Origin of the sequence: Geobacillus uzenensis, assembly GCF_002217665.1 — a bacterium.
Classification (GTDB): Bacteria; Bacillota; Bacilli; order Bacillales; family Anoxybacillaceae; genus Geobacillus; species Geobacillus subterraneus.
Genome location: NZ_NEWL01000007.1, coordinates 74,174 through 100,094, shown reverse-complemented (window position 1 = coordinate 100,094; position 25,921 = coordinate 74,174). Strand labels below are relative to the sequence as shown.

23 protein-coding genes and 1 riboswitch are annotated in these 25,921 nt (G+C 49.0%); of the genes, 13 read left to right on the top strand and 10 right to left on the bottom strand.

The window, feature by feature from the left end:
- The first annotated feature begins 212 nt into the window (after positions 1 to 212).
- The 5 genes from B9L21_RS12315 to B9L21_RS12295 all read left to right on the top strand — a co-directional run bounded on the left by B9L21_RS12315 (position 213) and on the right by B9L21_RS12295 (position 4,860).
- Entirely contained in the window at positions 213 to 1,070 is an 858-nt protein-coding gene (locus B9L21_RS12315; protein WP_033010864.1) for a carbon-nitrogen hydrolase family protein, read from the top strand.
- A 34-nt stretch (positions 1,071 to 1,104) separates the two neighbouring features.
- Positions 1,105 to 1,779, top strand: coding sequence for a GNAT family N-acetyltransferase (locus B9L21_RS12310; protein WP_033010867.1), 675 nt, complete (start codon positions 1,105 to 1,107; stop codon positions 1,777 to 1,779).
- Positions 1,780 to 1,796: 17 nt separating this feature from the next.
- Positions 1,797 to 2,468 (top strand): hypothetical protein, encoded by a 672-nt coding sequence (locus B9L21_RS12305; RefSeq protein ID WP_063166601.1) that lies wholly within the window; start codon positions 1,797 to 1,799, stop codon positions 2,466 to 2,468.
- A gap of 200 nt (positions 2,469 to 2,668) precedes the next feature.
- Positions 2,669 to 3,508: a polyamine aminopropyltransferase gene (gene speE, locus B9L21_RS12300; RefSeq protein ID WP_063167404.1), complete on the top strand. Its 840-nt coding sequence runs from the start codon at positions 2,669 to 2,671 to the stop codon at positions 3,506 to 3,508.
- A 302-nt stretch (positions 3,509 to 3,810) separates the two neighbouring features.
- Positions 3,811 to 4,860, top strand: coding sequence for a bis-aminopropyl spermidine synthase family protein (locus B9L21_RS12295; protein ID WP_063166600.1), 1,050 nt, complete (start codon positions 3,811 to 3,813; stop codon positions 4,858 to 4,860).
- Between the two features lie 839 nt (positions 4,861 to 5,699).
- Here the strand turns inward: B9L21_RS12295 and hxlB are convergent.
- From hxlB to B9L21_RS12275, 4 genes are all read right to left on the bottom strand, one after another.
- Positions 5,700 to 6,257: a 6-phospho-3-hexuloisomerase gene (gene hxlB / locus B9L21_RS12290; RefSeq protein ID WP_033010876.1), complete on the bottom strand. Its 558-nt coding sequence runs from the start codon at positions 6,255 to 6,257 to the stop codon at positions 5,700 to 5,702.
- Positions 6,258 to 6,261: 4 nt separating this feature from the next.
- A complete protein-coding gene (gene hxlA, locus B9L21_RS12285) occupies positions 6,262 to 6,897 on the bottom strand; it encodes a 3-hexulose-6-phosphate synthase (protein ID WP_033010879.1) in 636 nt (211 codons plus the stop codon).
- A 476-nt stretch (positions 6,898 to 7,373) separates the two neighbouring features.
- Positions 7,374 to 8,393 carry an alcohol dehydrogenase AdhP gene (adhP, locus tag B9L21_RS12280; RefSeq protein ID WP_063166599.1) on the bottom strand — a complete coding sequence of 340 codons (1,020 nt, stop codon included), beginning with the start codon at positions 8,391 to 8,393 and terminating at the stop codon, positions 7,374 to 7,376.
- Positions 8,394 to 8,896: 503 nt separating this feature from the next.
- Complete coding sequence (locus tag B9L21_RS12275) at positions 8,897 to 9,760, bottom strand: SDR family oxidoreductase (protein ID WP_033010560.1); 864 nt, start codon at positions 9,758 to 9,760, stop codon at positions 8,897 to 8,899.
- Between the two features lie 78 nt (positions 9,761 to 9,838).
- Here B9L21_RS12275 and B9L21_RS17725 point away from each other — a divergent pair, with 78 nt between their 5' ends.
- Positions 9,839 to 9,982 (top strand): hypothetical protein, encoded by a 144-nt coding sequence (locus tag B9L21_RS17725; RefSeq protein ID WP_156485826.1) that lies wholly within the window; start codon positions 9,839 to 9,841, stop codon positions 9,980 to 9,982.
- A 48-nt stretch (positions 9,983 to 10,030) separates the two neighbouring features.
- On the opposite strand, the gene metH is transcribed toward B9L21_RS17725, so the two are convergent.
- Both metH and B9L21_RS12265 read right to left on the bottom strand, forming a co-directional pair.
- On the bottom strand, positions 10,031 to 13,441 hold the full coding sequence (metH, locus tag B9L21_RS12270; RefSeq protein WP_063166598.1) for a methionine synthase: 3,411 nt from the start codon (positions 13,439 to 13,441) through the stop codon (positions 10,031 to 10,033).
- A complete protein-coding gene (locus tag B9L21_RS12265; protein ID WP_063166597.1) occupies positions 13,434 to 15,281 on the bottom strand; it encodes a bifunctional homocysteine S-methyltransferase/methylenetetrahydrofolate reductase in 1,848 nt (615 codons plus the stop codon). Before B9L21_RS12265 ends, metH begins: the two co-directional genes overlap by 8 nt.
- Before the next feature lie 69 nt (positions 15,282 to 15,350).
- Positions 15,351 to 15,453: riboswitch (SAM riboswitch) on the bottom strand.
- A gap of 281 nt (positions 15,454 to 15,734) precedes the next feature.
- On the opposite strand from B9L21_RS12265, the gene B9L21_RS12260 reads away from it, so the two are divergent.
- The 5 genes from B9L21_RS12260 (at position 15,735) to B9L21_RS12235 (ending at position 20,225) form a co-directional block, all read left to right on the top strand.
- Positions 15,735 to 16,793: an ABC transporter ATP-binding protein gene (locus B9L21_RS12260; protein ID WP_023633937.1), complete on the top strand. Its 1,059-nt coding sequence runs from the start codon at positions 15,735 to 15,737 to the stop codon at positions 16,791 to 16,793.
- Positions 16,790 to 17,599 (top strand): ABC transporter permease, encoded by an 810-nt coding sequence (locus B9L21_RS12255; RefSeq protein ID WP_023633936.1) that lies wholly within the window; start codon positions 16,790 to 16,792, stop codon positions 17,597 to 17,599. The genes B9L21_RS12260 and B9L21_RS12255 overlap by 4 nt, the downstream gene beginning before the upstream one ends.
- Positions 17,596 to 18,399, top strand: a complete 804-nt coding sequence (locus B9L21_RS12250; protein ID WP_011230228.1) for an ABC transporter permease — start codon at positions 17,596 to 17,598, stop codon at positions 18,397 to 18,399. The genes B9L21_RS12255 and B9L21_RS12250 overlap by 4 nt, the downstream gene beginning before the upstream one ends.
- Complete coding sequence (locus B9L21_RS12245; protein WP_063166596.1) at positions 18,400 to 19,473, top strand: ABC transporter substrate-binding protein; 1,074 nt, start codon at positions 18,400 to 18,402, stop codon at positions 19,471 to 19,473.
- A gap of 434 nt (positions 19,474 to 19,907) precedes the next feature.
- Positions 19,908 to 20,225: a hypothetical protein gene (locus B9L21_RS12235; RefSeq protein ID WP_089135005.1), complete on the top strand. Its 318-nt coding sequence runs from the start codon at positions 19,908 to 19,910 to the stop codon at positions 20,223 to 20,225.
- A gap of 124 nt (positions 20,226 to 20,349) precedes the next feature.
- On the opposite strand, the gene B9L21_RS12230 is transcribed toward B9L21_RS12235, so the two are convergent.
- From B9L21_RS12230 to B9L21_RS12215, 4 genes are all read right to left on the bottom strand, one after another.
- Complete coding sequence (locus tag B9L21_RS12230; protein ID WP_023633933.1) at positions 20,350 to 20,853, bottom strand: DUF1572 domain-containing protein; 504 nt, start codon at positions 20,851 to 20,853, stop codon at positions 20,350 to 20,352.
- 360 nt (positions 20,854 to 21,213) lie between these two features.
- The gene (locus B9L21_RS12225) at positions 21,214 to 21,993 is read right to left on the bottom strand and encodes an ABC transporter permease (protein WP_223812640.1); all 780 of its coding nucleotides are present in this window, start codon (positions 21,991 to 21,993) and stop codon (positions 21,214 to 21,216) included.
- A 4-nt stretch (positions 21,994 to 21,997) separates the two neighbouring features.
- Positions 21,998 to 22,723, bottom strand: a complete 726-nt coding sequence (locus B9L21_RS12220; protein ID WP_063166595.1) for an ABC transporter ATP-binding protein — start codon at positions 22,721 to 22,723, stop codon at positions 21,998 to 22,000.
- A 416-nt stretch (positions 22,724 to 23,139) separates the two neighbouring features.
- Positions 23,140 to 24,519 (bottom strand): PLP-dependent aminotransferase family protein, encoded by a 1,380-nt coding sequence (locus tag B9L21_RS12215; RefSeq protein ID WP_063166594.1) that lies wholly within the window; start codon positions 24,517 to 24,519, stop codon positions 23,140 to 23,142.
- Positions 24,520 to 24,638: 119 nt separating this feature from the next.
- On the opposite strand from B9L21_RS12215, the gene B9L21_RS12210 reads away from it, so the two are divergent.
- Positions 24,639 to 25,247, top strand: coding sequence for an FMN-binding negative transcriptional regulator (locus tag B9L21_RS12210; protein WP_063166593.1), 609 nt, complete (start codon positions 24,639 to 24,641; stop codon positions 25,245 to 25,247).
- Between the two features lie 29 nt (positions 25,248 to 25,276).
- Positions 25,277 to 25,918 (top strand): LysE family translocator, encoded by a 642-nt coding sequence (locus B9L21_RS12205; protein WP_014195068.1) that lies wholly within the window; start codon positions 25,277 to 25,279, stop codon positions 25,916 to 25,918.
- The last annotated feature ends 3 nt before the right edge of the window (positions 25,919 to 25,921 follow it).

The window sequence follows — 25,921 nt, the reverse complement described above, 5'->3', positions numbered from 1 at the left end:
AAAACATTATCTCCATCATTAGATCCCTCATCGTTTCTGCAGACTTCTTTTTTTATTCTCCTTTTTCGTTTATCCTCTTTTAGTATACTTTTTCACACTATGTAACAAGAAAGTGTGTACTTGTTAAATTGAATGATGTGTCTAATAATATCAGTAACGCCACATGACTGAGGCGAAACGTTACTAGATGGATAACAAGAGAGGGGGATACTATGAAACTGAGGGTTTCAGCGGTTCAATATCATCTCCATACCATCCAATCGTTTGAGGAATTTGCCAAACAAGTAGAACATTATATTAAAACAGCGGAAGAGTTTGGAGCGGATTTTGTCTTGTTTCCAGAATTTTTTACCACCCAGCTAATGTCTATTGGCAACCAGCAAGGGCAGCCTTTGACCATTCAAGATCTTCCTGATTTTACAGAACAATATCGGTCTTTATTTATTAATTTGGCTAAACAAACAAAGATGCATATTATTGGAGGAACCCATGTCATCCGTAAAGGCGGACGATTATACAACGTGGCTCATTTATTCTATCCAGACGGAAGAGTCGCCGAACAGCCAAAGCTTCATATCACTCCGACGGAAGTAAAAGAATGGAACATGTCTCCTGGAGAAAGCCTGCAGGTGTTCGAGACCGACAAAGGAACCATTGCGATGTTGACTTGCTATGACATCGAATTTCCAGAAATTGTTCGAATGGCAAAGGCCAAGGGTGCTGATGTCATTTTCTGTCCTTCTTGCACCGATGATCGTCACGGATTTCATCGTGTCCGTTACACCAGTCATGCGAGAGCAATCGAAAATCAAGTCTATGTCGTCACCACTGGTACGGTAGGTTCCCTTCCTACGGTTGATTTTATGCGGGCAAATTTTGGGCAAGCGGCGGTGATTACACCGAACGACATCCCGTTTCCTCCACGCGGCATCTTGGTAGAAGGGGAAATCAACCATGATATGATTGTAACCGCTGATCTCGATTTAGAGCTGTTATATCAGGTTCGCGAAAGTGGTTCCGTCACTACGTGGCGTGATCGGCGCACGGATCTTTATCCGGACTGGAAATAAGATGTGACTAGCTGCTCTATGAGGAGGGTGAAGAATGTATCGAAAGGAGTTTTACGTCTTTGACCAAGATCGTCCTGTCCCAGCGGTAATCCGAAATTATGAAGAAAAGGACTTCCCTGGCTTAATCCGCATTCAACAGGAAAGTTTTCCTCCGCCATTCCCGTCTGAATTATGGTGGAATACGGAACAGCTGAAAAATCATGTTACACTGTTTCCAGAGGGAGCCTTATGTGTTGAGGTGAATGGTGAAATTGCGGGGTCGATGACGGGACTTATTGTTGACTTTGATCCCAGCCATCCGGATCATACATGGGAAGAGATCACGGATAATGGATATATCCGTAACCATAACCCAAACGGGAATACGCTCTATGTTGTTGATATTGGCGTGCGTCCTGCCTACCGCAAATTAGGGCTGGGAAAATGGCTGATGTTATCCATGTATGAAGTGGTTGTTCATTTGGGATTAGAACGGCTGTTAGGCGGAGGGAGAATGCCTGGCTATCATAAAAAAGCTCATGAGATGACAGCGGAACAATATCTCGAAGCTGTAGTAAAAGGCGAATTGAAGGACCCTGTTATTACCTTCCTGCTCCGTTGCGGCCGTACACCTGTTAAAGTGGTGGCGAACTATTTAGAGGATGAAGAATCGTGCAATTATGCAGCACTGATGGAATGGAAAAATCCTTTTTATAGACCAAAATCTTAACAAGGAGAATGATGAAGATGGAATATCGCAGAATTACGAGTATTGAAGACCCTTTGTTTAAAAAAATGCACCAATTGATGCAAAATGTATTTCCTCCTGAAGAAGTATTAGCATTCGATTTATGGAAAGAGCCTCTGGAAGATCCGGGAATTCGTGTTTGTGTTGCCGTTCACGAAGGAGAGGTAGTAGGCGCGACTGAGTACCGCTATTATGAAGATTTAAATGTCGCGATGACAGATTTCACCATTATCGGCCAAGCAGGACTAGGGATCGGCCGGTTTTTAGCCAAAAAGCGGTTAGAGGATTTGAACAACTGGGCTGGAGCAAATGGAAAGCAGTTATATGGCATGTTCGCCGAGATTTATGATCCTTACCGGGTAGAGCATTATGAATTTGGCGGGATTAAGCCGATGGATCCATATGTTCGTCGTGAGGTATTATCTCATTTGGGATATAAGCGGCTTGACTTCCCTTATGTCCATCCATCTTGGAACAATGATGGAGAAGCCGTAACTGGTCTTGATCTTTGTTTTCTTCCGATGGACGATAGCGTGAATGAACTTCCAGCAGATCTTGTTGTGAAGTTTTTGAAACGTTATTATTCTGTCTTATCGAATAAACCGAATTCTTGGTATGAAATGATTGAAAATCTGGAAGCGAAAGATACCGTCACACTATTACCGATTTAAACCCTATAGAAACGCAATGCTCATGAAACCTTAAAAAATTTTTCCGGATTTAGCGGCATCCTTTATTGTTTCTCTATCGAAAGCAGCAAGAATGCTATTCGATATCTGAAAGATGAAGGATGCTTTATCTTAATAGCACATTACAACTAGAACTTATTTCAAAATTCGAATAAAGGAGAGAGGACTTTTACAGGATGGAGATGGAACTGTGGTATACAGAAAAACAAACTCTCGATCATGGAATCACAACCAAGATTCGTCGTACTTTACACCATGAAAAAACGGAATTTCAAACCCTTGATGTAATTGAAACAGTCCAATTTGGCAACATGCTTGTTTTAGATGGCATGGTAATGACTACCGATGTTGATGAGTTTGTATACCATGAAATGATTACCCATGTGGCGATGAATACCCATCCTAATCCGGAACATGTGCTTGTTGTTGGCGGTGGAGATGGGGGAGCCATTCGTGAGATTTTAAAATATCCTTCGGTAAAAACAGCTACTTTGGCAGAGATTGATGGCAAAGTGATCGAAGCTTCCAAAACTTATTTCCCCAAAATCGCGGGTGCTTTAGATGATCCACGCGTCAAAATTGAAGTAGTTGACGGAATTAAACATGTTGAAGAAAACAAAGGAAAATATGATGTGATTTTGGTGGATTCCACCGAGCCTGTGGGACTAGCTGTTGGCTTGTTCCAAAAGCCGTTTTATCAATCGATTTTTGAAGCACTAAAAGAAGACGGAATCATGGTTGCACAAACGGAATCTCCTTGGTTTAACCGTGATCTGATTCGTCGAGTATTTAAGGATATCTCTTCGCTCTTCCCAATTACGCGCCTTTATACTGCGAGCATTCCTACCTATCCAAGCGGGTTGTGGAGCTTTACGATTGGTTCTAAAAAGTATGATCCTATGGAAGTGGATGAGACGAGGTTCCATCAAGTTGATACCCGCTATTATCATCCGAGAATGCACAAAGCCCTTTTCCAGTTGCCTGTGTTCGTGCAAGAGTTGATCACTGTGGAGAGAAAATAAGTGCGCTTTGATGAGACATGCTCGGGAAACGTATATATTGATGCTAGCAGCGACTTAGAGCGGTCGCAAGCAGTTTTATGGAAAAATGATCTGAATGGGAATCGTGATGGTCACGAAGAAAAAACCATTGAAGACATGTAGCCGGATGCTTGTTAGACCCACACTAAGAAGACAACAGACAAACATTCCAAAAACGTTTGAACCACCACGTATGTTTTCTCGGCGATCGCTGAAAACTAAGGAAGTCGTGGCGAAATGCGTCTCTACTCTTTTACTCTTTTAGAGCGAAAGGAGTGGTACCTATGTCGACAATAGGTATTGCTGCGGAAAACCGTCGGATCGACGCGCTTCTGCTTCGTGCACTCTACTTCGGTCCCAAATCTTACTGGGAGCTGATGCGGGCAGCGCAAGCCCAGACCCACCAGGTGCTGAAGGCCCTGCAGTCGCTCCTGGAGGGCGAACTGGTGGTCTACGACGGCGATCGCTTCGTGATCACCGAGGCGGGGCGTCAGCAGGCGGAAACTCTGAGTCTGGAACGGGTGGCCGAACAGCGTTGTGAGGCTTGCGCGGGGCGCGGCATTGTTCTGAGGCCGCCTTTTGACAGCGTCCTTGCTGCTTTCCAAGATATCGCAGCCATGCGGCCCAAGGCGACGCCCGACTTTGATCAAGGGTACGTGACGCCCGAGACAACCGTGCGACGGCTGGCCCTGATGGCCCAACAGGGAGATCTGATGGGACGAGACATTCTGCTACTGGGCGATGATGACCTTACAAGCATTGCGGCCGCGCTCTCGGGGCTGCCGCGGCGCATCTGCGTCCTGGATGTGGACGAGCGCATCATCACCTTCATTCGCGACGTGGCTCGGGACCGTGGTTGGGACCACGTCCACGCTGAGGTCTACGACGTGCGGGATGAATTGCCGTCCCATCTCCGCGGCCAGTTTGATGTGTTCTTCACGGACCCGGTCGACACCGTCAAGGGCCTCCTGCTTTTTTTAAGCCGCTGCACAGAGGGGCTGCGTGGGCCCGGTGCCGCGGGCTACTTTGGCCTCTCTTACCTGGAGGCCTCTTGGCGGAAATGGCGGCAGATCCAGCAGGGCATTCTCGACATGGGCTATGCCATCACTGACATGCTGGGCGCCTTCCAGGACTACCTGTTGGAGGACATTGTGGCCCTAGACTGGGCACGCATGGCACCGGTGCCGGTCAAGGAGCCCGATATCCCCTTCTACGTCAGCACCGTCTACCGCCTGGAGCTGGTCGAGGAGCCTCAGCCCCTCTTTTTCGGCCGAGTGGAGCTTGGGCAGGACCTCTACTACGACGAAGAGTTCTGCGTTCCCCTGCAAGAATAGCCTCCAAAGGCTGCGCGCCCCCGGTAGCGGGTGTTCCCGCCGCCGGGGGCGCTTGCGTTCGGGCGCCGTTTTCCGACACCCACAACAAGGAGCTGCGTTCTTCAAGGTTAATGAATGAACCTTATCACAGGCTTTTACTGATGTATTATGGCAGGCAACAGACTTTTTAAAGTACTTGGATGAAAGGTTAATCTCCGCTGACTAATTGGGAGAGAGATCCTAAAAGTTATTCCCGGGATGAGCTCCTTCTTTTTACAGGTGAGTTCGTACTTGCTGTTGTACAATGTCCCTTAGTTTCTGCGTATACGTTGTAGGTTAGTGTTAACAACATAATATGTTTTACTATCCCATTTCCAAAAGTATGACTTCAAAGATAAGATGTTTATGGATACAACTTCACACATGAAGATATGATCATCTCCATTCTAAACCTCTCTCGTTGTGTAATTCCATAGTTACTTAAGGGAGTGATCATCGATTTTGAAAGAGTTCTGACAAAAGATCGTTCCAACTGTAACCGATTTTATTTGCATCCTTTAAGAATGCAGGTGATGATGGAGGTACCGCTGATCGAGGGAGAGCGATCTTATGTATACGCAGAGAATGATGATGATCAAACTGTTGGAAATGGTTGATACTATATGATCACACATGGTTGGCATTGGCATGAATCCAATCTCCCGCTCAAAAATCAGTTCATAAAAAGACCGCAAAGCGTTTTTTAAGGAAAGCTCTGCGGTCTTTTCCCCTTTCCCCCGTGGTTTTTAAGTTGAAAATTCAGTTTGAATAGTTTAAAATTTTAAATGGTTTAAGATTGTCTGCGCAAGAGTCCTTATACTCTATTCCAGATTGGCATGTCTTTTAAACATGGTATTGGAGTCCAATCCTTTTTTCTCCATACATCTTAATATGATAGCATCATAGAATAGTAAGAGGGTTTGCTCAAATAGTGATCCCATCGGCTGTATGGTTTTGTATCCATTGTCTGATTGGTCTTTAGGTGAGCCAGGTAATTTGACCGTGATATCAGCTAATTGTCCAATGGTCGATTCAGGGGAAATGGTCACTAACGCTATTGTTGCACCTAATCTTTTGGCTTTTTCGGCCATGGAAACTAAACTTCTCGTTTCCCCTGAACCCGATCCGATGATCAAAATGTCATCTTGTTCTAGGTTAGGGGTTATGGTTTCGCCTACTACATAAGCGTCTAACCCCATGTGCATCATTCGCATCGCAAAAGATTTGGACATAAATCCAGATCTACCTGCGCCGGCTACAAAAATTTTCTTTGATTCGAGAATCGCATTTACCAATTTTTCAGCTTCTTCATCAGCGATGAAATCGACTGTCCGATTTAACTCTTTTATGATTTCACCTAAATATTGCGTAGTCTGCATAATTTCATTCACCTTGTTGGATCATTTTTTTCATTTCAGCAGCTACAGCTCGTTTATCTTCTTGACCAGTAATACCGCCACCTACAATGATAAGATCAGGTTTTGCTTTAATGACTTCAGGCAATGTGTTTAATTTAATGCCGCCTGCGATCGCAGTTTTTGCGTTTTTCACGACACGTTTGATTGTTGCAAGGTCTTCAAGAGAGTTTTTTCCGACTGCTTGAAGATCATAACCTGTGTGTACACAAATATAGTCGACTCCAAACTCATCTACTTCTTTCGCTCGTTCTTCTAAATTCTTCACCCCGATCATGTCCACCAAGATTTTTTTGCCTTGTTTTTTAGCTTCTTCCACGGCGCCTTTGATGGACAAATCTTCAGCAACTCCAAGTATAGTGATAATGTCAGCACCAGCTTCGGATGCTTTCATGACTTCATATGCGGCTGCATCCATGATTTTTAAGTCTGCCAATACTTTTAAGTGAGGGAATTCTTGTTTGATTTCCTTTACGGCTCTAAGACCTTCATTAATAATAACTGGAGTGCCGATTTCTACAATATCAACATACTCCTCGACCTCTTTTACCAGCTCTTTCGCTTCTGGAATGTTTACAAGATCCAATGCTAATTGTAATTCCATGAATTCTTCACCCCTCAAAAAATTTATTGTTGGTTGTATAAGTAGTAGTATTTTTTGTGTTTTTATCTCTTACACACTGATGAGTATACTATGTATGATTTATCTTTAGAAGTACGCACTTTATTTTTACATAGTGTCAAAAAATATACTATTGGTTATGATTTATACTCTTTTACTTTTTCATGTAACTTGGAAGAGAGTCTCCCGTTTCTAACCAAAACGAAAGCGAGAGAAGAATGCCGATGAGGCGGGATTTTACTTGAGTTGATGTAACCTTATTTGAAATGGCCAAAAATACATAAAAAAAGTAAGGGGATGGGGGAAGAGGATTGGACATGTTATCAATTGCGGTTGTATCTAACAAAAGAACAAGAACAGTTCATTATATAAAAAAGAGCTATCTCATCTTTAAGAGACAGCCCCAGAACGCCGAATGTAAAATTATATTAATTGTTGAAAAAAAGAGTTTTATTATTTTATTGATCTTCTAACGTTAAAACAACCCGTCCGTTAATTTCACCTTTTAGCATTCTGTCAAATACTTCATTAATTTTTTCAAGAGGTTGCATTTCAATAATGGTTTTTACTTTACCTTCCGCAGCGAATTGGAGAGCTTCTTGCAAGTCCTTCCGTGTACCGACAATAGAGCCAATAATTTTAATTCCGTTTAGTACGGTATCAAAAATTGGAATAGGCATTTCTTCCGGCGGCAATCCGACAAGAACGCACGTACCGCCTCTGCGAATAGAATTGTACGCAGATTTAAAGGCTGGTTTAGATACAGCTGTTACAACTGCCGCGTGAACTCCGCCAACTTTCTCTTTCATAAATTGCGTCGCATCTTCTTTCATAGGGTTTACAACAAGATCAGCGCCAAGCTCTTTTGCAAGTTTAAGTTTTTCATCGCCGATATCCACTGCAACGACATTAAGTCCCATCGCTTTAGCGTATTGAACGGCAACGTGCCCAAGGCCGCCGATACCGTAGATCGCTACCCATTCTCCAGGTTTTGTACCTGTTACTTTTAACGCTTTATAGGTAGTAACTCCGGCACAGAAAATTGGAGCAGCTTCTTCAAACGATAAGTTGTCAGGAATTTTGACCACATAGTCTGCCGCAGCTCTACAATATTCTGCATACCCCCCATCGACTGAGTAGCCAGCGTTTTCTTGGTGCTCGCATAATGTTTCTTGTCCGCTTAAACAATATTCACAATGTCCGCAAGCAGAATATAACCAAGGAATTCCAACGCGATCCCCCACTTTTAAATGGGTTACGCCCGGACCTACTTCTTCGATAATCCCAACTCCTTCATGTCCGGGGATTAAAGGGAGTTTTGGTTTTACTGGCCAATCACCGTGAGCGGCATGCAAGTCCGTATGGCATACACCGCATGCTTTAATGCGGACTAATACTTCTCCATATGAAATGGTTGGTTTTTTCACCTCTTTTATTTTTAATGGTTCCTTAAATTGTTCCACTACAGCAGCTTTCATAACTATTCCCCTCCCATGTGCTTTCCAACAGGAAATCCTTCGTAAATTATCATAAGAGATTTGGCTTTTTGCATAAAGCTACAGTACGACAAGTTCAAAAAGCTTTCGAAAATGTTTGTCTAAAATATTAATATTTAAATAAAGTATCAACAATAATGAAATAATATGTTATCTTCAATCGTTTAAAGTGTGTTTTAATAAACAGTATTTCATTAATGAGATTAAGAAGAAAAAAGGATGAAATTTATGAAGGAGACATCGACATGTTTCAAGGCTGCCGCCATCGGAATCATCGCCATACACAAAAAAACTTGCAACAAATTGTTGCAAGTCAAGGAAAGAGAGGGCACCTTTCGCATATGTGCAAAAGGTTGAGGAACTTGGATCAGAAGCAGCATGTATTTTTATCATAGCGGTTATATACCGGCAGCTCAACAAACATGTTAGAAAATATTACATAAAATTTACATGGTGCTGAAGAACGCTCCATTTTCCGCTGCTTTCTATCCATTGACAATCTTCCCGCCATTCACATGAATCATTTGCCCCGTAATATAGGATGCCTCCTCGCTGGCTAAAAAGACATAGCTTGGAGCGACTTCGCACGGTTGGCCGGGACGTTTCATCGGCGTGTTGGCGCCGAATGTGGCGACTTGCTCGCTTTTGAACGTCGACGGGATGAGCGGCGTCCAAATCGGGCCTGGGGCGACGCCGTTGACGCGAATGCCTTGGCCGACGAGCGCTTTGGCGAGCGACCGGGTGAAGGCGACGATCGCGCCTTTTGTCGCCGAGTAGTCGATGAGCTGCTCATTTCCTTCGTAGGCGGTGATCGAAGCGGTGTTAATAATCGCGCTTCCGCTTTTTAAGTGTGGGAGCGCCGCTTTCGTTAGGAAAAAGCAGCCGAATACGTTCGTGCGAAACGTTTTTTCCAGCTGCGCGGCAGTGATGTTGAGAAAATTCGGCTGCGGGTGCTGCTCGGCGGCGTTGTTGACGACGATGTCAAGCTTGCCGAACGCTTCGATCGTCTGTTTCACCGCCTCTTTGCAAAACGCTTCATCGCCAATGTCTCCCGCAATGGCCAGACACCGTCTTCCTTCCTGCTCGACGAGCCGTTTCGTTTCGTCGGCATCTTCATGTTCGTTGAGATAGAGAATCGCCACATCGGCCCCTTCTTTGGCGAAATGAACCGCGACCGCGCGGCCGATGCCGCTGTCGCCGCCGCTGATGATGGCGGTTTTGTTTTTGAGCTTGCCGCTTCCTTTATAACTATCTTTGATCGTGACCGGCTGCGGGTTCATCTCCGTTTGCAGGCCGGGCTGGCGCGTCTGGTGCTGCGGGGGCAGCGTTGTTTGTTGCTTTGTGACCATCGTGGTCCCTCCTTGACGGATATTGTCACCGTTAGTATGGGACGGAGGAGGAGAATTATGTGTGAAGAGGGAGGGATCATGAACAATGAAGAAGCCGTTGGTCATCGTTTTTCCGCCCACGTTTCCATCCGCATCGCGATTTTCCCAGAGCGCCAATCCCCCGTCTTTTTTTGCTGCAAAACGGGAAACGTTCCAATGGAGCGGCCGAGGGTTGGTGCGTAAAAAAGCAAACGAGCTGGTTCACATAGCCCAGCTCGTTTCTCATTTCGCTTATAACACATTGAAATACCGTGCCTCTGGATGGGCGAAGACGATCGCCGAAACTGATGCTTCGGGCTCCATCATGTAGCCGTCGGTGAGGCGGATGCCGATGTCTTCTGGATGAAGCAGGCGGAACAGCTTTTCTTGATCTTCCAAGTTCGGACAGGCCGGGTAGCCGAACGAGTAGCGCTGGCCTTGGTATTTGGCGGCGAAGCGCTCTTCCATCGTGAAATCCGGGTCGTCCGGGAAGCCCCAGCGGTCGCGCATAATTTGGTGGATGCGCTCGGCGAATCCTTCGGCAATCTCGAGCGCCAACGCTTGGATGGCATGGCTTTTCAAAAATTCGCCTTCGTCTTTCCACTGTTGGGCGAGTTCGCGGACGCCATGCCCGGCCGTGACGGCGAACAAGCCGACGTAATCCATTTCGCCGCTTTCTTTCGATTTCAAATAATCGGCGAGGCAAAGATGCGGCGCCCGCGGTTGGCGCGGGAAGTCGAATGTCTCGAGCACGGTTTTGTGATCAACCGGATCGTAAACGTAGACGCGGTTGCCGTCGCTTTGCGCCGGGAAGAAGCGGTAGACGCCGGCGGGTTGAATCCAGCCGCGTTCTTTCGCTTCGGCAACGAGTTCGTCGACGACCGCTTTTAACGCCAACGCTTTTTCGTCCCGTTCTTCAAGCAGCCGCTTCACTTTTCCTTTCAAGCCGAGGTGGTGGCCGAGCACCATTTGCCAGTTGACGTACGGCAACACATGGTCAAGCGGCACGTTTCGCAGCACGTGGCGCTCGAGGTCGGCCGGGATGTAGACGGGAACGTCGGTCGAGACGTTCGATTTGAACGCGGTGGCGACCGCCGTTGGCCGTGTCGGCTCGTTTTCGGTCGCTTCTTTTTTCTTGTAGTCAATTTCGCCTTGCTGGAGTTGGTTGGCGAGCGCGAGCCCGTCCATGGCGTCTTTCGCGTACAAGACGATGCCGTCGTATTCGGGTGCGATTTTGTTTTCGGTAAATTTGCGCGTCAAGGCGGCGCCGCCGACTAAAATGGGCGTTGAGATGCCGGCTTGCCGCAAATCTTGGGCGGTGACGACCATCTGTTGGGCCGATTTGACAAGCAAGCCCGACAACCCGATGATGTCGGGCTGATGTTCGCGCACCGCTTCAATGAGTTGCTGCGGAGCGACTTTAATGCCGAGGTCGATCACCTCGTAGCCGTTGTTGCTTAAAATGATGTCGACCAAGTTTTTGCCGATGTCATGGACATCGCCTTTGACGGTGGCGAGAATGACTTTTCCTTTTGTGCTTCCTTCTTTCTTTTCCATATACGGCTCTAAAAAGGCGACGGCCGCTTTCATCACTTCCGCGCTTTGCAATACTTCGGCGACGATGAGCTGGTTGTTGTTGAACAGCCGCCCGACTTCATCCATGCCGGCCATAAGCGGACCGTTGATGATCGACAGCGGATCGGAGTAGGTCTCAAGCGCCTTCTCTAAATCGGGAATGAGTCCGTCCTTCGACCCTTCAATGACGTAGCGGGCGAGCCGCTCTTCCAAGCTCAAGTTCTCCTCAGCCGGCTTGGCGGCGGTGATTTTGCTTCGGTAAAATTCGATAAAGGTGTTTAATGTTTCATCGCTCGTGTCAAACAAAAGCGCTTCGGCCATCCGCACTTCCTCTTCCGGAATCGAGGCGAACCGCTCAAGCTTCTCAGTGTTGACGATCGCATAATCGAGCCCAGCTTGCGTGCAATGGTACAAAAAGACGGAGTTGAGCACCTCGCGCCCGGCCGGCGGCAAGCCGAACGAGACGTTGCTGATGCCGAGCATCGTTAAACAATGAGGAAGCCGCTCTTTAATGAGGCGGATCCCTTCGATCGTTTCTTTCGCCGCGCCGATGTATTGCTCATCACCGGTGCCGACCGGGAAGACGAGCGGATCGAAAATGATGTCGCGCGCCGGCACCCCGTAGCGGTTAACGAGCAAGTCATACGAACGCAAGGCAATTTCCAGCTTCCGTTCGGCGGTGACCGCCATTCCTTGTTCATCGATCGTGCCGACGACGACAGCGGCGCCGTATTTGTGCAAGAGAGGAACGACTTTCGCAAACCGCTCCTCGCCGTCTTCCAAGTTGATCGAATTGATGATCGCTTTCCCTTGCGAGTAGGTGAGGGCGCGCTCGATGACGCGCTCGTCGGTTGAATCGATGACAAGCGGCACTTTCACTTTTTTCACGACTTCGCGGACGAACTGCTCCATGTCATGGAGTTCGTCGCGGTCTGGGTCGGCGAGGCAAATGTCGATGACATGGGCGCCGTTTTTCACTTGTGCGCGGGCGATTTCCGCCGCTTCTTCGTATTTCCCTTCGGCGATGAGGCGCTTGAATTTGCGCGAGCCGATGACGTTTGTCCGCTCGCCGACAAAGAGCGGGCGCATCGTTTCCTCATAAATGAGCGCCTCGATGCCGGAGACGGCGTGGACGTCAAACGAAGACGGGATCGCCCGCGGCGGGATGCCGCGCACCGCTTCGGCGATGGCGCGAATATGGTCCGGCGTCGTGCCGCAACACCCGCCGACGATGTTGATCCATCCCTTTTCGGCAAAGCGGCGGATTTTCTCTGCCAACATCTCCGGCGTTTCATGGTAGCGGCCTTCTTCATCCGGCAGCCCGGCGTTCGGATAGCAGCTGACCGCCGTATCCGCAAGCGAGGCGAGCGTCCGCAAATGGTCGGTCATAAACTCCGGGCCGGTCGCGCAGTTTAAGCCGACGGCGATCGGCTTCATATGGCGCACCGAGATGAAAAACGCATCGATCGCCTGGCCGGCGAGCGTCGTGCCCATCGGCTCGATCGTGCCGGAAATCATGAGCGGCACGCGGCGGCCGACCGCCTCAAACGCCTTGGAAATGCCGAGAAATCCAGCTTTTACGTTCAACGTATCTTGGCACGTCTCCAGCAACAGAAGATCGACGCCGCCCAACAGCAGCCCGCGCGCTTGTTCTTCATAGGCGGCGACGAGTTCCTCAAAGGTCGCGCCGCCTGTCACCGACAACGTCTTCGTCGTCGGCCCCATCGACCCGGCGACAAAGCGCGGCCAGTCGGGAGTTGAGAACGCCTCCGCCGCTTGTTTGGCGAGCTTGGCCGCTTCGATGTTCAACTCGAGCGCCAAATGCCCGAGGTTGTATTCATCGAGCACAATGCGCGTCGCCCCGAACGTGTTCGTTTCGATGATGTCAGCGCCCGCTTCCAAATACGCTTCGTGAATGCGGCGGATGACAGGCGGGGCGGTGAGGGTCAAATATTCGTTGCACCCTTCATACGCCTCGCCGCCAAAATCGGCGGCTGATAGGTTGGCGCTTTGGATCATCGTCCCCATCGCGCCGTCAATGACGAGAATTTTTCGCTGCAGCTGCTGTTCTAAGGTGATGTTAGCCATGAACAACCTTCCTTTCTTTGGCGGCCGCTTCTTTTTCATGGATGTAGCGGACGAGCTCGACTGTCATGTCATAGCGCAAAAACGGCGTGATCAAATAAATGCCGTTAAACAAATCAAACGCCGCGTCAATGAGCGATTTGGCGATGGCAATTCCTTCGCGCGCCGCTTCTACTGGGTCGCTGCCGCAGGCGGCCATGCGGGCGCGAATCTCGTCCGACAGGGTGATCCCCGGCACTTCATGGTGCAAAAACTCGGCGTTGCGCGCGCTTACCAGCGGCATAATGCCAATGTAGATCGGCGTGGCGAGATGTTTCGTTGCTTCATATATTTGCAAGATTTTTTCTTCCGAGTAAACCGGTTGGGTCAAGAAATAGTGAGCGCCGCATTGAATTTTTTTCTCCATTCGCTCGACCGCTTTATCCAAATGGCGGACGTTCGGATTGAAGGCCGCACCGATCGAGAAGTTCGTTTTTTGCCCGAGCGGTTTGCCCGAGTACGATAATCCCTCGTTGAATTGGCTGATCAAGCGGATGAGATCGAATGACGACACATCATACACGGACGTCGCTCCCGGGAAATCGCCGATTTTCGACGGGTCGCCGGTAATGGCGAGCACGTCGGTGATGCCGAGCGTATGCAACCCCATCAAATGCGACTGCAGGCCGATCAAGTTGCGGTCGCGGCACGTAATATGCACGAGCGGGCGGACGCCGAGCCGCTCTTTCACGATCGTGGCGACGGCGGCGTTGCTGATGCGCGGCGTGGCAAGTGAGTTGTCAGCTAACGTCAGCGCGTCGATGCCGGCGTCATGGAGCGCTTTCGCCCCAGCGAGAAACTTGTCAATGCCGAGTTGCTTCGGCGGATCGAGTTCGACAATGACCGAGCGGCGCGTGCGGGCGAGCTCGGGAAGCGGAGTCGGCGCGGGCCGATCGGCTTGCACCGATACAGATGCCGTGCGCCGCTTCACCGTTTTTTCCGTCACCGGCGTCCGGTCGGCGAGCGCCTTTGCCATTGCCTCAATATGTTTCGGCGTCGTGCCGCAGCACCCGCCGATCAAGCGCACCCCTTGATCGCGGAACGCTTTGGCCGCCTCTTCAAAATATTCCGCGTTCGTTTCATAGACAAGCCGGCCGTCGCGGTAATCCGGGAGGCTCGCGTTCGGATACGCCGACAAAAATGCGCGATTGGGCAGGGGCACTTCCTCAAGCGACTGAATCATATAGTGCGGACCAAGCCGGCAGTTGAGCCCGACAACATCGGCCCCGAGCGCCTCCAGGCGGCTAAGGGCGTCCGCGAGCGGCGTGCCGTCTTGCAAAACGCCGACTTCATGGAGCGACACATGGGCGATAATCGGCAAGTCCGTCTCTTTGCGCGCGATGGCAAGCACCGTCTCCAACTCTTCCAAATCGTAATACGTCTCCAGCAGCACACCATCAACCCCTTCGGCAAGCAGCACAAACAGCTGCTCGCGAAACGTCCGCTTCACTTCGTCAAGCGGTACGACGCTTTTGTTCAATGTGCGCAGCCCTCCGATCGTTCCGAGCACGTACGCCCCCCCATTGGCTGCTTGCTTCGCCAGTCTTACAGCGGCGCGATTGATCGCCGGCACCTCGTCTTGCAAGCCGTAGCGCGCGAGTTTCACATAGTTGGCGCCGTATGTATTCGTCTGAATGACATCGGCGCCCGCCGCGATATACGCTTCATGAATATGAATGATTTCGTCTGGATTCGATAGATTCAATTCTTCAAAACAACGGTCGACGCCATGCGAATATAACAGCGTCCCCATCGCTCCGTCGGCGATGAGAATGCGTTGTTTCAACTCATCGAGCAGCCCCACGTTTGATTCCCCCATTTCGTTGTAGTAAAAGAAAAAAGCCTTCTAAGAAGAAGACTTTTCATTCGCTTCTTCTTATCTTCCAGGCTGTTGCCTGTCTGGATTTAGCACCTTGGCCGCGGGCCAGGTTGCTGAGGGTTCACCGGGCCAGTCCCTCCCCCTCTCTTGATAAGAATGTCCGTATGCGGTTGTTTATTTCGTCTTGACTATTACTATATAATTTAATGTATTTTTTGAAATTATTCAATACGGTGAAGCAAGGAAATTTGAAAAAACGATCAATGAGACAGCGGCTTTCCGCATTGCGGGCAAAATTGGAAGCTGTTCTGCGGAATAGTCAGCCGCTTTTTGTTTTTTAGTCGCCGACATGGCGGAAAGCATATTTTTCCGTTGCACTTTCTACTCTCCTATGTTCTAATTAGGAATAGTGAACATCAAGAAGATGGGGGGCTGAAAGTGAACGGAGAAATCATCCGCTTCGAGCGAGTGACGAAGGAATACGACGGCGCAGCCGTACTGGATGATGTCAGTTTTGCGATGGAGCGCGGGAAGTTTTATACGCTGCTTGGACCATCGGGTTGTGGGAAGACAACGATTTTGCGGCTGATTGCCGGGTTTATCGAGCCGACGGAAGGAACGATTTATTTCCACGGAAAGCCGATTCAAAACGTCCCGCCGAACAAACGGCAAGTCAACACTGTTTTTCAAGACTATGCATTGTTCCCTCATCTCGATGTGTTTGAAAACGTTGCGTTTGGTTTGCGCGTGAAAAAGATGAAAGAAACCGACATTCGCGAGAAAGTGAGGGAAGCGCTTCGGTTTGTCAACTTAGACGGCTATGAGCGCCGCCGCATTCAAGAAATGTCAGGCGGCCAGCGTCAGCGCGTCGCCATTGCCCGGGCGATTGTCAATGAACCTGAGGTGCTGCTCTTGGATGAACCGCTGTCAGCCTTGGATTTGAAACTGCGCACGGAAATGCAGTATGAACTTCGTGAATTGCAGCGCCGATTGGGCATTACGTTTATTTTTGTCACGCATGATCAAGAAGAAGCGCTGGCGATGTCCGATTACATTTTTGTTCTGAATAAAGGGAAAATTCAGCAGTTTGGGACGCCGAAAGACATTTACGACGAGCCTGTCAATCGATTCGTCGCCGATTTCATTGGCGAATCGAACATTTTGTCAGGGCGCATGATCGACGATTTCCTCGTCGAATTTGCCGGCAAACAGTTTGCGTGTGTTGACCGCGGCTTCGCGCCAAACGAACCGGTCGATGTCGTCATCCGCCCGGAAGATTTGGAGCTCGCGGCGCCGGAAGACGGGCAGATCGTCATCCGCGTCGATTCGCTCTTATTCCGCGGTGTCCATTATGAAATTTGCGGCTATGACGAAAACGGCAACGAATGGCTTGTCCATTCGACGAAAAAGGCCGAAGTCGGGGAAACGGTCGGCCTTCGTTTTGAACCGGAAGCGATTCACGTCATGCGACTCGAAAAGGAGGATGAGGACGCATGACGGAACGGGCGTGGCGGAACTGGTATTTAATCCCTTATGGCATTTGGCTTGTGCTGTTTGTCGTGGCCCCGATTGTCTTTTTGGTGTATGAATCGTTTTTGGATCTTGACGGCCATTGGACGTTGTCCAACTACAAATCCGTGTGGACGCCCATTTATTTGAAAATGATGGCGTATTCGTTTTGGTATGCGTTTTTAATCACGCTTGTGTCGCTGCTCATCGGCTATCCGACCGCCTATTGGCTGACGAAGACGCGGCACAAGCAGCTATGGCTGTTGTTGCTTATTTTGCCGATGTGGGTGAATTTGCTGCTGAAGGTGTATGCGTTTTTAGGGCTGTTCGGCACGTACGGGCTGGCCAACGCTTTGTTGAAAGCGCTGGGCGTCGGGCCGCGGCAGCTGTTGTTCACCGATTTCAGTTTTGTCTTTGTGTCGGTGTACATTTTTATTCCGTTTATGGTGCTGCCGATTTTCAACGCGCTGGAGGAGCTGCCGCCATCGCTTGTCGATGCCGCCCGCGATTTGGGCGCTTCGGCTTGGACGACGTTCCGCCGCGTCGTCTTTCCGCTCACGCTTGGCGGAGTGAAGGCCGGCTGCCAAGCGGTATTCATCCCGGCGCTGTCGCTGTTTATGATTACACGCCTTGTCGCTGGCAACCGCGTCATTACGCTCGGCACCGCCATTGAGCAGCATTTTCTTGTCACCCAAAACTGGGGGATGGGGGCGACGATCGCTGTTGTGTTAATGATCGCCATGGCGGTCATCGTCATCCTGACAGGAAGCGGAAGAAAAGAGGGAAGCCGATGAAACGGATGCAGGCGTGGGGACGTGTGTACTTGTTAGTCGTGTTTGCCGTGATGTATATGCCGATTGTGTATTTGATGTATTATTCTTTCAACAGCGGCGGGGCGATGCACGATTTTCAATCGTTCACGCTCAAGTGGTACCGCGACGTGCTGTCCGACGACCGCTTGCTCATCATCGTTTTGAATACAATCGTCGTTGCGCTGCTGTCGGCGGCGGTTGCGACGATACTTGGGGTCATCGGAGCGCTCGCCGTTTACTATGTCAAGCGGCAGCGAACGAAAAACGCTCTTCTCGCCCTCAACAACGTGCTGATCGTCAGCCCCGATGTCATCATCGGCGCTTCGTTTTTGCTGCTGTTTACAATCGCTGGCATCAAGCTCGGCTTTACGTCCGTGCTGTTGTCTCATATCGCGTTCAGCGTGCCGATTGTCGTGTTGATGGTGCTGCCGAAACTGGAAGAAATGAGCCCGACGCTGATTGATGCGGCTAGAGATTTAGGAGCCAGTCATTGGCAAGTGCTGTCCGGTGTGGTGCTGCCGTTTTTGGCTCCGAGCATATGGGCGGGCTTTTTCATGGCGCTCACGTATTCGCTCGATGACTTTGCCGTGACCTTTTTTGTCACGGGAAATGGGTTCTCGACGCTGTCCGTGGAAATTTATTCGCGGGCGCGCCAAGGCATTTCCTTGTCGATCAACGCATTGTCGACGCTTCTGTTTTTATTTACCATGTTGCTCGTTATCGGCTATTACGTGCTTAGCCAAAAAGGCGGCCGCTTGTACGGGATAGGGGGGCGAAAGTAGGTGAGACGGCTTGTCCAAGGATTTGCGGCCGTGTTTATCGCCGCGTTCGTCCTGATGTTTGTCACTCATCGGCTGAACGAAGCGGAAGGGTACGGCGGAGGCAAAACGGTGACGGTCTACAACTGGGGCGATTACATTGACCCCGCGCTCATTCGCGAATTTGAAAAAGAGACAGGGTGGAAAGTGATTTACCAAACGTTTGATTCCAATGAGGCGATGATGGCGAAAATCGCCCAAGGCGGGGCAACGTTTGACGTCGCCGTTCCATCCGATTACGCCATCAGCAAAATGATCGAAGAAAAGCTGCTTCTGCCGCTTGATTACCGAAAGCTTCCCAATTTGCAATATATCGAGCCGCGGTTTCTCAACTTGCCGTTTGATCCGCACAACCGGTATTCCGTGCCGTATTTTTGGGGGACGGTCGGCATCGTCTACAACCGCGAGATGCTTGGCGGCAAGACCATCACAAGCTGGAACGACTTATGGGATCCAAGCTTGCGCAATCAAATTTTGCTTGTCGACGGGGCGCGCGAAGTGATGGGGATGGCGTTAAACAGCCTCGGCTATTCGCTCAATGATACGAACAAAGCCCACTTGCAAGAAGCCAAGCGGAAGCTCGATCGGCTCATGCCGAACGTGAAGGCGATTGTCGGCGATGAAATCAAGCTGCTGCTTGCCAATGAAGAAGCAGCCATCGGCGTCGTCTGGTCGGGCGATGCGGCCGAAATCATCGCGGAAAACGACAAGCTCGACTATGTCGTGCCGAAAGAAGGCTCCAACTTATGGTTTGACAACATGGTCATTCCGAAAACAGCGAAAAACATCGAAGGAGCGCACGCGTTCATCAACTTTATGCTCGACCCAAAACACGCGGCGCAAAACGCCGAGTATGTCGGCTATTCGACGCCGAATAAAAAGGCGCTTGCCTATTTGCCAAAAGACATCGCGGGCGATCGGCGCTTTTACCCCGATTTGGATTCAGCTGGGCATCTCGAAGTGTACGAAAACTTAGGGAAACACATGCTCGCCTACTACAACGAACTGTTTTTGCAGTTTAAGATGCAGCAAAAGTAACCATATAGATGCAACGAAATCGTTTCACATATCCTTGACGGAAAAAGTGGCTTATCCATTTTTGACTGTCGAAGGCAAGCCACAGGCTTGCCTCCGTCACGCTTTAGCGTGACGGAAGACCGAACAACGACTCGCTTCACAGACCCATTCATGGGTCTGGAAGCGGCGTTGTTCGGTCACTCGACAGTCGGATGCAATGACCGGTAAAAACGAAAAGTGTTAAAGCTTTACATTGCATCTATACAATCAGAGCAGGCGCCGCCCTCTGCAATAGGGAGATGGGCGCCTGCTTGGCGTTTGCGTAAAGGGTTGCGCCGCTTCCCTAGCGCGCGGGAACGAAGAAGCCCATGGGCGGCTTCACATACAAGAAGGGATCGGACGCAGGGAAGAAGAATAGGAAGACATGATATGATGAAAAAGAGGAGGTGGGAACGTTGCCCAATCATTTGCCTATGGAGGAAAATGTGATGGATATGCTCATCGGCGGCTTTTCGGTTGTGATGTTGATCGCGGTTGCGACAATCGTTTTTCTTTGGCGAAGGAATCGAGAGGGGCGGGCGTTTCTGTGGATATTGGCCCATTTCTTGTTGCTGTCTCTGGCTGTTTCATTTGCGCTGAAGGCGATTTCCTTTGATCTTACCCATGTGCAGGCATCCGAAGAAATCTCCCTCCTTCTTGGCAAGGCGGGGTTGGCATGGGGAGTGGGGATGGTTTGTTTGTTGGTCGGTATTGTGAAACTTTCCAGACGATGACTGCGATCCCGATAGGTATGATTGGGAAGGAACAACAAACAACAAAAAGAAGCCATCCACCTTTATCGGCTGACGGTTCCGAGGGGCGGATGGCGTTTGCATGATCATTCGAATAAGGAGTTGCCTATGTTGTTTTTCGATTTCTTGGTATGGTCAATGTTTTCCAGTTGTTTGCGTTCAGCTGTTTCGCGATATAGACGATTTGCCCGATATGATACGAATAATGGTACATTTGCCGCTCAATGGCTTCGATGACGGAATGGGGTTCGCCGCGGATCGTGACCGTCCGCAACAAATCCGTTTCTTGCAGTTCGTTCAGCGTCTGAAAGAAAGCAGACCACCCCTTTTCCCAGCAAGCCATGACTTCTTTGCGCGTATGGAAGTCGTTGATAAACTCATCATCGCGGTTTCGGTCCGGTTTTTCCCCATCCGACGACAAAAAGTCTGTCCAGCGCGACACCATATTTCCGCTCATATGTTTGACAATGATGGCGATGCTGTTGGCCTCCTCATGAAAGCAATGGAACAGCTGTTCCTCCGAACATTGGTCCATAGCCCGTTCGGCGGTCTTTTTCATGTCAACAAAGCGTGCGCGCACCACTCGCAAATATTCTTGGCCGATGTTCATTCACACACCTCCGTCAAAGAAATGCCATCTCTTTTATTCGCCGTCGATGCTGTGATTTCTTTCTATGTGACGGCAAAAAGCAAAAAAAGCAACGCCTTGGGCGGACATGACTATGGGTCATGTTTTCGAAGCAGGCGAGTGAATAATCAGATCATAGCGGCACTCTTCGTTGCCTGTGTTCATAAATTGATGTTCGCAGGCGGCGTTGTAATAAAGAGAGTCCCCTTCGTGCAAGACGTCCGTGTTATGAAACCTCCTTTGCTTTCCTTGATTGTCGAAGATGCATTCGGCATGGTCGCGAAAACATCCTCTCGATTTTCGCCGAAAGGGTGCGAAATGTGAGGGATAACGTCCGCTCTTTTATACGTAGCTTCCGATTTTTCCGTTTTTTCTCGCCCAATGCCATTGTTGCTTCAAGACCAATGAGCCCATGGCCAGCCATAATAGCGAGATGCCGAGAGCAGGAAAGAATACGGGCCATCCTTCATTCACTCCTTGCACGGCCCAAGAAAGGGGAGAAAAGTAGTTGAGAATATGAAAGGCTGTCGGCAATAAATTTGAAGATAGAAAAAAACCTGAGAAGATTAATAAATAATAAAGCAGCACCTCGGTAACGGCTCCGACTTGTTTTAAGCGAAGGGACAGTCCTAAAATGAACACACCGATTCCCGTCATCCCGATTAGGCTTACGCCGCCAAATACGACGATCTCCGTTATCATGGATAATATTCCCGAGAGAATTTCGGAAAATCCAATCATCAAAGCCGCACAGATGAAAAAGAGCACTACCCACACGGATGATAATGCGATTTCCGCGATCACTACGCCCATTAAAACTTGCCATGGGGGAGTCTTGGTGGAAAGTACCTGCTCTGCCGTGCCGAGATACGCTTCCTCGATCACCGTGTTGCCGAGCTTTGAGATCAAATGAGCGCTTAAGTACCAAAGGCTGAAACCGAACAGTTTGAGCGTCGCTTCCTTTCCGGTTTGTATCGGGCTTGCGTACAGCGTACCGAGAAAAAAGACAAATTTAATGATAAGGCCAACGGTAAAATCGAACCAATACCGACGATACTCTGCCCTTTTTTTCAAAAAGGAAGCCAATACTACATTCAAGATTTGCAGGGGCAACCGACTCACCTCCTTAGACGGATAGGTTGGAACGAATAGCGGCCAAAAAATGAGCTTCAAGGTCGGCTGGAGTTGAAAAATGTTCTTTCGTGCCGCTCCAAACGATTTTTCCGCCTTGAATAAAGACAAACTTATTTCCAACGGCGTGGGCAAAAGGAATGTCGTGGGTGGTGATGAGAACGGCTTTCCACCATTGGTTTTCTTCCGTTAACATGGTTCGGATATGATGTTGCGACTCAACATCAAGGCCAAGAGTTGGCTCATCAAGGAACAAAAACGGCGCTCCTTTCATTAAGGCGATCGCAAATGCCAGTTTTTGTTTCATCCCACGTGAAAGGGTTTGGGTAAGACGCTCAGCGTATGGGGTTAGATTCAACACGGCCATCATTCGTTCGGCTCTTCGTTTTGCTTCAGCACGACTCCATTTGTTCAGCAAGCCGAAGTATAAGAGATTTTCCAAAACAGTTAAATAAGAATAGGAGTTGTCAGCTTCTTCAAATACGACCGCAATCGACTCGCGCGCTTCATCTGGATGGCGGACAACATCTACTCCATTGACATAGATGCTGCCGCTGTCTGGTGCAGTAAGCCCGATGATGCATCTTATTAAAGTAGTTTTTCCGGCTCCATTCGGCCCTAAAAGAATAAGTCGATCCCCTTCAACCAGTTCAAGGGAAACATTATGTAATACTTGGCGGTTTGGCGGATAGATTTTGTTTACGTCTTGCACGGCAATCATTTTTTTCTACCCTTTCCATTTAATAAGCTAGGGTGGTCTTGAAAAATCTTGAGGACCACCCGAAAGGATTATTACCAACTCGCTGGGACTTGAGACGGAGCATGTTTTAGTATGTCGTCACTTGTTGGAATAGGAGGGACCACAGTAAGAGAACCATGTCCTTCCAGTCGATAGAAAAGCTCTGTAGAAATACTGGTGGAAAGTTCAATAGCTATATCAATTTTGCACCACATATTAAATGGTCTATGATTTTTTCCACCCATATTCTCTTTCCCCTTTAGTGTATTATACAAAAAAAACAAAAAAATGTAAATATTTAAAATTAACGTGACATTAGAAACCGATCAAAAATACACGCCAAGACAGGGATTCCGTGAGCTTGTGTAAAAAGAGGGGCGTTTTCCGTGAAGTCGTCGTCAACACCATGCTTTTTTGAGCAGTTTTACTCCAAGATCAATATCCTCGAGCGACAAGCCGCTAAAACCGAGCTTGATCATGGGTCGGTCTGGCCGTTGGTTCACAAAATAGCGCGAAGTGGGATACACTTTTACCCCACACGATAGGGCGCGTTGAAGTAGCTGTTCTTCTGAACAATCGGAATGAACTTTGATTAACACGTATAAACCGGACTGTTCGCCAATAATGGAGATCATATCCCCAAATGCTTTTCGCAGTAGTGATGTTAAATGCTCCATTTTTCGTTTGTACACGAGGCGCATGCGTTTAATATGGCGGCCCCATTCCCCCTCCTCCATAAATTTGGCCATCGCCAATTGGCTGAGGATGGACGCAGTGCTTTCGAAAAGGCGAAACTGCTGCTGATAACGGTACAAAAGCGACGGCGGCAACACCATGTAGCTTAAGCGAATCCCAGGCAGAAACGATTTTGAGAAATTGCCCAGATAAATGACTTTTGTGGAATCAATGGAAGCAAGAGCAGGAAACGGCTTTTGCGTGTAACGGAATTCGCTGTCGTAATCGTCCTCGATAATATAGCCATCGACGTTGTTCACCCATTGAATGAGCCTGTGCCGTTGCTGGATCGGCATGCTGACTCCCATCGGGCTTTGATGTGAAGGGGTGACATAGATGAGCCGCGATCGCCTGTTCTCGAGCGGTGAAAGATCGATGCCGGTTTCGGAAACAGGCACCGTTTCCAGCTGAAAGCGGTGAAACAAAAACGCTTCTCTGGCGCCGTCATAACCAGGGTCTTCGACGATCACGCTGTTGAATTCATCTTTTAGAATATAGCCAAGGGAGAGAAGCATTTGCTGCGTGCTGCTTCCGATGATGATGGCGTTTGGCTCTGTGATCACCCCGCGGGATTCGAGAAGGTAGATGGCGATTTGCTTGCGCAAGCATAATTCCCCAAACGGATCCCCATAGCGGAAACATCCTTTGGCCGTCAATACTTGATTGGAAATTCTTCTCCATGCTTTAACGGGAAAATGATCGGCATCGACGGTATCGGCGCGAAAATCGACAACAACGGACGTTGCTGCTTCCCTTGCCGATTGGCGTGCAGAAATGCGGGCTTTTGGAATGAAAAGAGGTTCCACTTCATTGGCAAAATACCCTTTTCGTTTTTCCGCGCGAATATATCCTTCCGCTACCAGCTGTTCGTAAGCCATTAAAGTTGTGTTCCGGCTGACATTCAATGATTCGGCGAGTTGGCGAATGGAAGGTAGCGGCTCATTGGCTTGAATGTCGCCTTGTTCAATCAATGATTTCAATTTTTCGTAGATTTGCTTGTATTTAGGCGAGCCGTCCTTCAAGTCAAAAATGATCGTCTTCATGTTCATCCTCCTGACATGTTTATTTTTTTGTTATTGTCACTTTTTTTATGTCAGTTTTGATTATATTATACATTGTGAAGAATGGAATGCTGTAATTGAAAAGATGGGGGAGAGGACTGATGTATATTCCGAAGCATTTTGCCATCAACGATATGTCTGTCGTCTATGAGGTGATCGAGGAGAACAGTTTTGCCACCTTGGTGTCGATGCATCAAGGGGAGCTGTTTGCTACCCATTTGCCGCTGTTGCTCGATCGGGAGAAAACGTGTTTGTACGGCCATTTTGCCCGTTCTAATCCGCAATGGAACGACATTCAACGTCAGACGGTCTTGGCGATTTTCCACGGTCCGCATTGTTATATTTCTCCTTCCTGGTATGAAACGAACCAAGCAGTGCCGACATGGAATTATGTGGTCGTCCATGTGTATGGCAATGTGGAGCTTATCCATGATGAAGGGGAAATCATGCGGTCGCTACACGATATGGTAGAAAAGTACGAAGCGCCGGACAGCCGTTACCAGCTGTCAGAGGTCGATGCCGGGATGCTGTCCGGCATGAACAAAGGAATTCAAGCCTTCAAAATCATCATCAAGCGAATCGAGGGAAAAGCCAAGTTAAGCCAAAATCATCCTGCATACCGACAAGAACGGATCATCAAGCAACTCGAGCAAATGCCATTTGAAAACGAAAAGCGAATCGCTTCCCTGATGAAAAAGCAACAGCAGTGAAATAGAAAATGAAGGAGTGAGATGTGAGGATGGGGCTTTCGACGATCGGTGTGTTTATAGTGGCAGCCGCGGCACTGCTCATCGTCCCCGGACCGGCGGTATTGTACATTGTGTCTAGAAGCATCGGTCAAGGAACGAAAGCAGGAGTTGTAGCGGTGTTTGGCGTGGCATTGGGTGGCGCTGTCCATGTTGTCCTTGGAGCCGTGGGCGTTTCCGCGATTTTGATGACATCGGCGGCTGCCTTTACGATGATCAAATATTTAGGAGCCGTTTATCTTATCTATTTGGGGGGCAAAACGTTATTTTTTGCTTCCACCAAGGATGAGGAAATCCCGAACACGAAGGCCAAGGAGAAAACATTGGCGCAAGTGTTTTACGAATCTCTATTTGTCGAAGTGACCAATCCAAAAACAGCGCTCTTTTTTCTCGCCTTTTTTCCGCAATTTATCTCGCCTTCTGCTGGATTGGTGGCTGGTCAATTTTTGCTTTTAGGGGCGATATTTGTTGTTCTCGCCTTGCTAAATGACAGCTTGTACGCCATGTTGGCCGCGGGCATCCGCAAACGGCTGGCTGCCAAGAAGGGAAGCATGAAGGTGATGAACCGGGTGGCGGGCTGTTGCTATATCTTGTTAGGACTATTCTCCGCCTTGGCGAGCCCTTCAAAACCGTAAGAG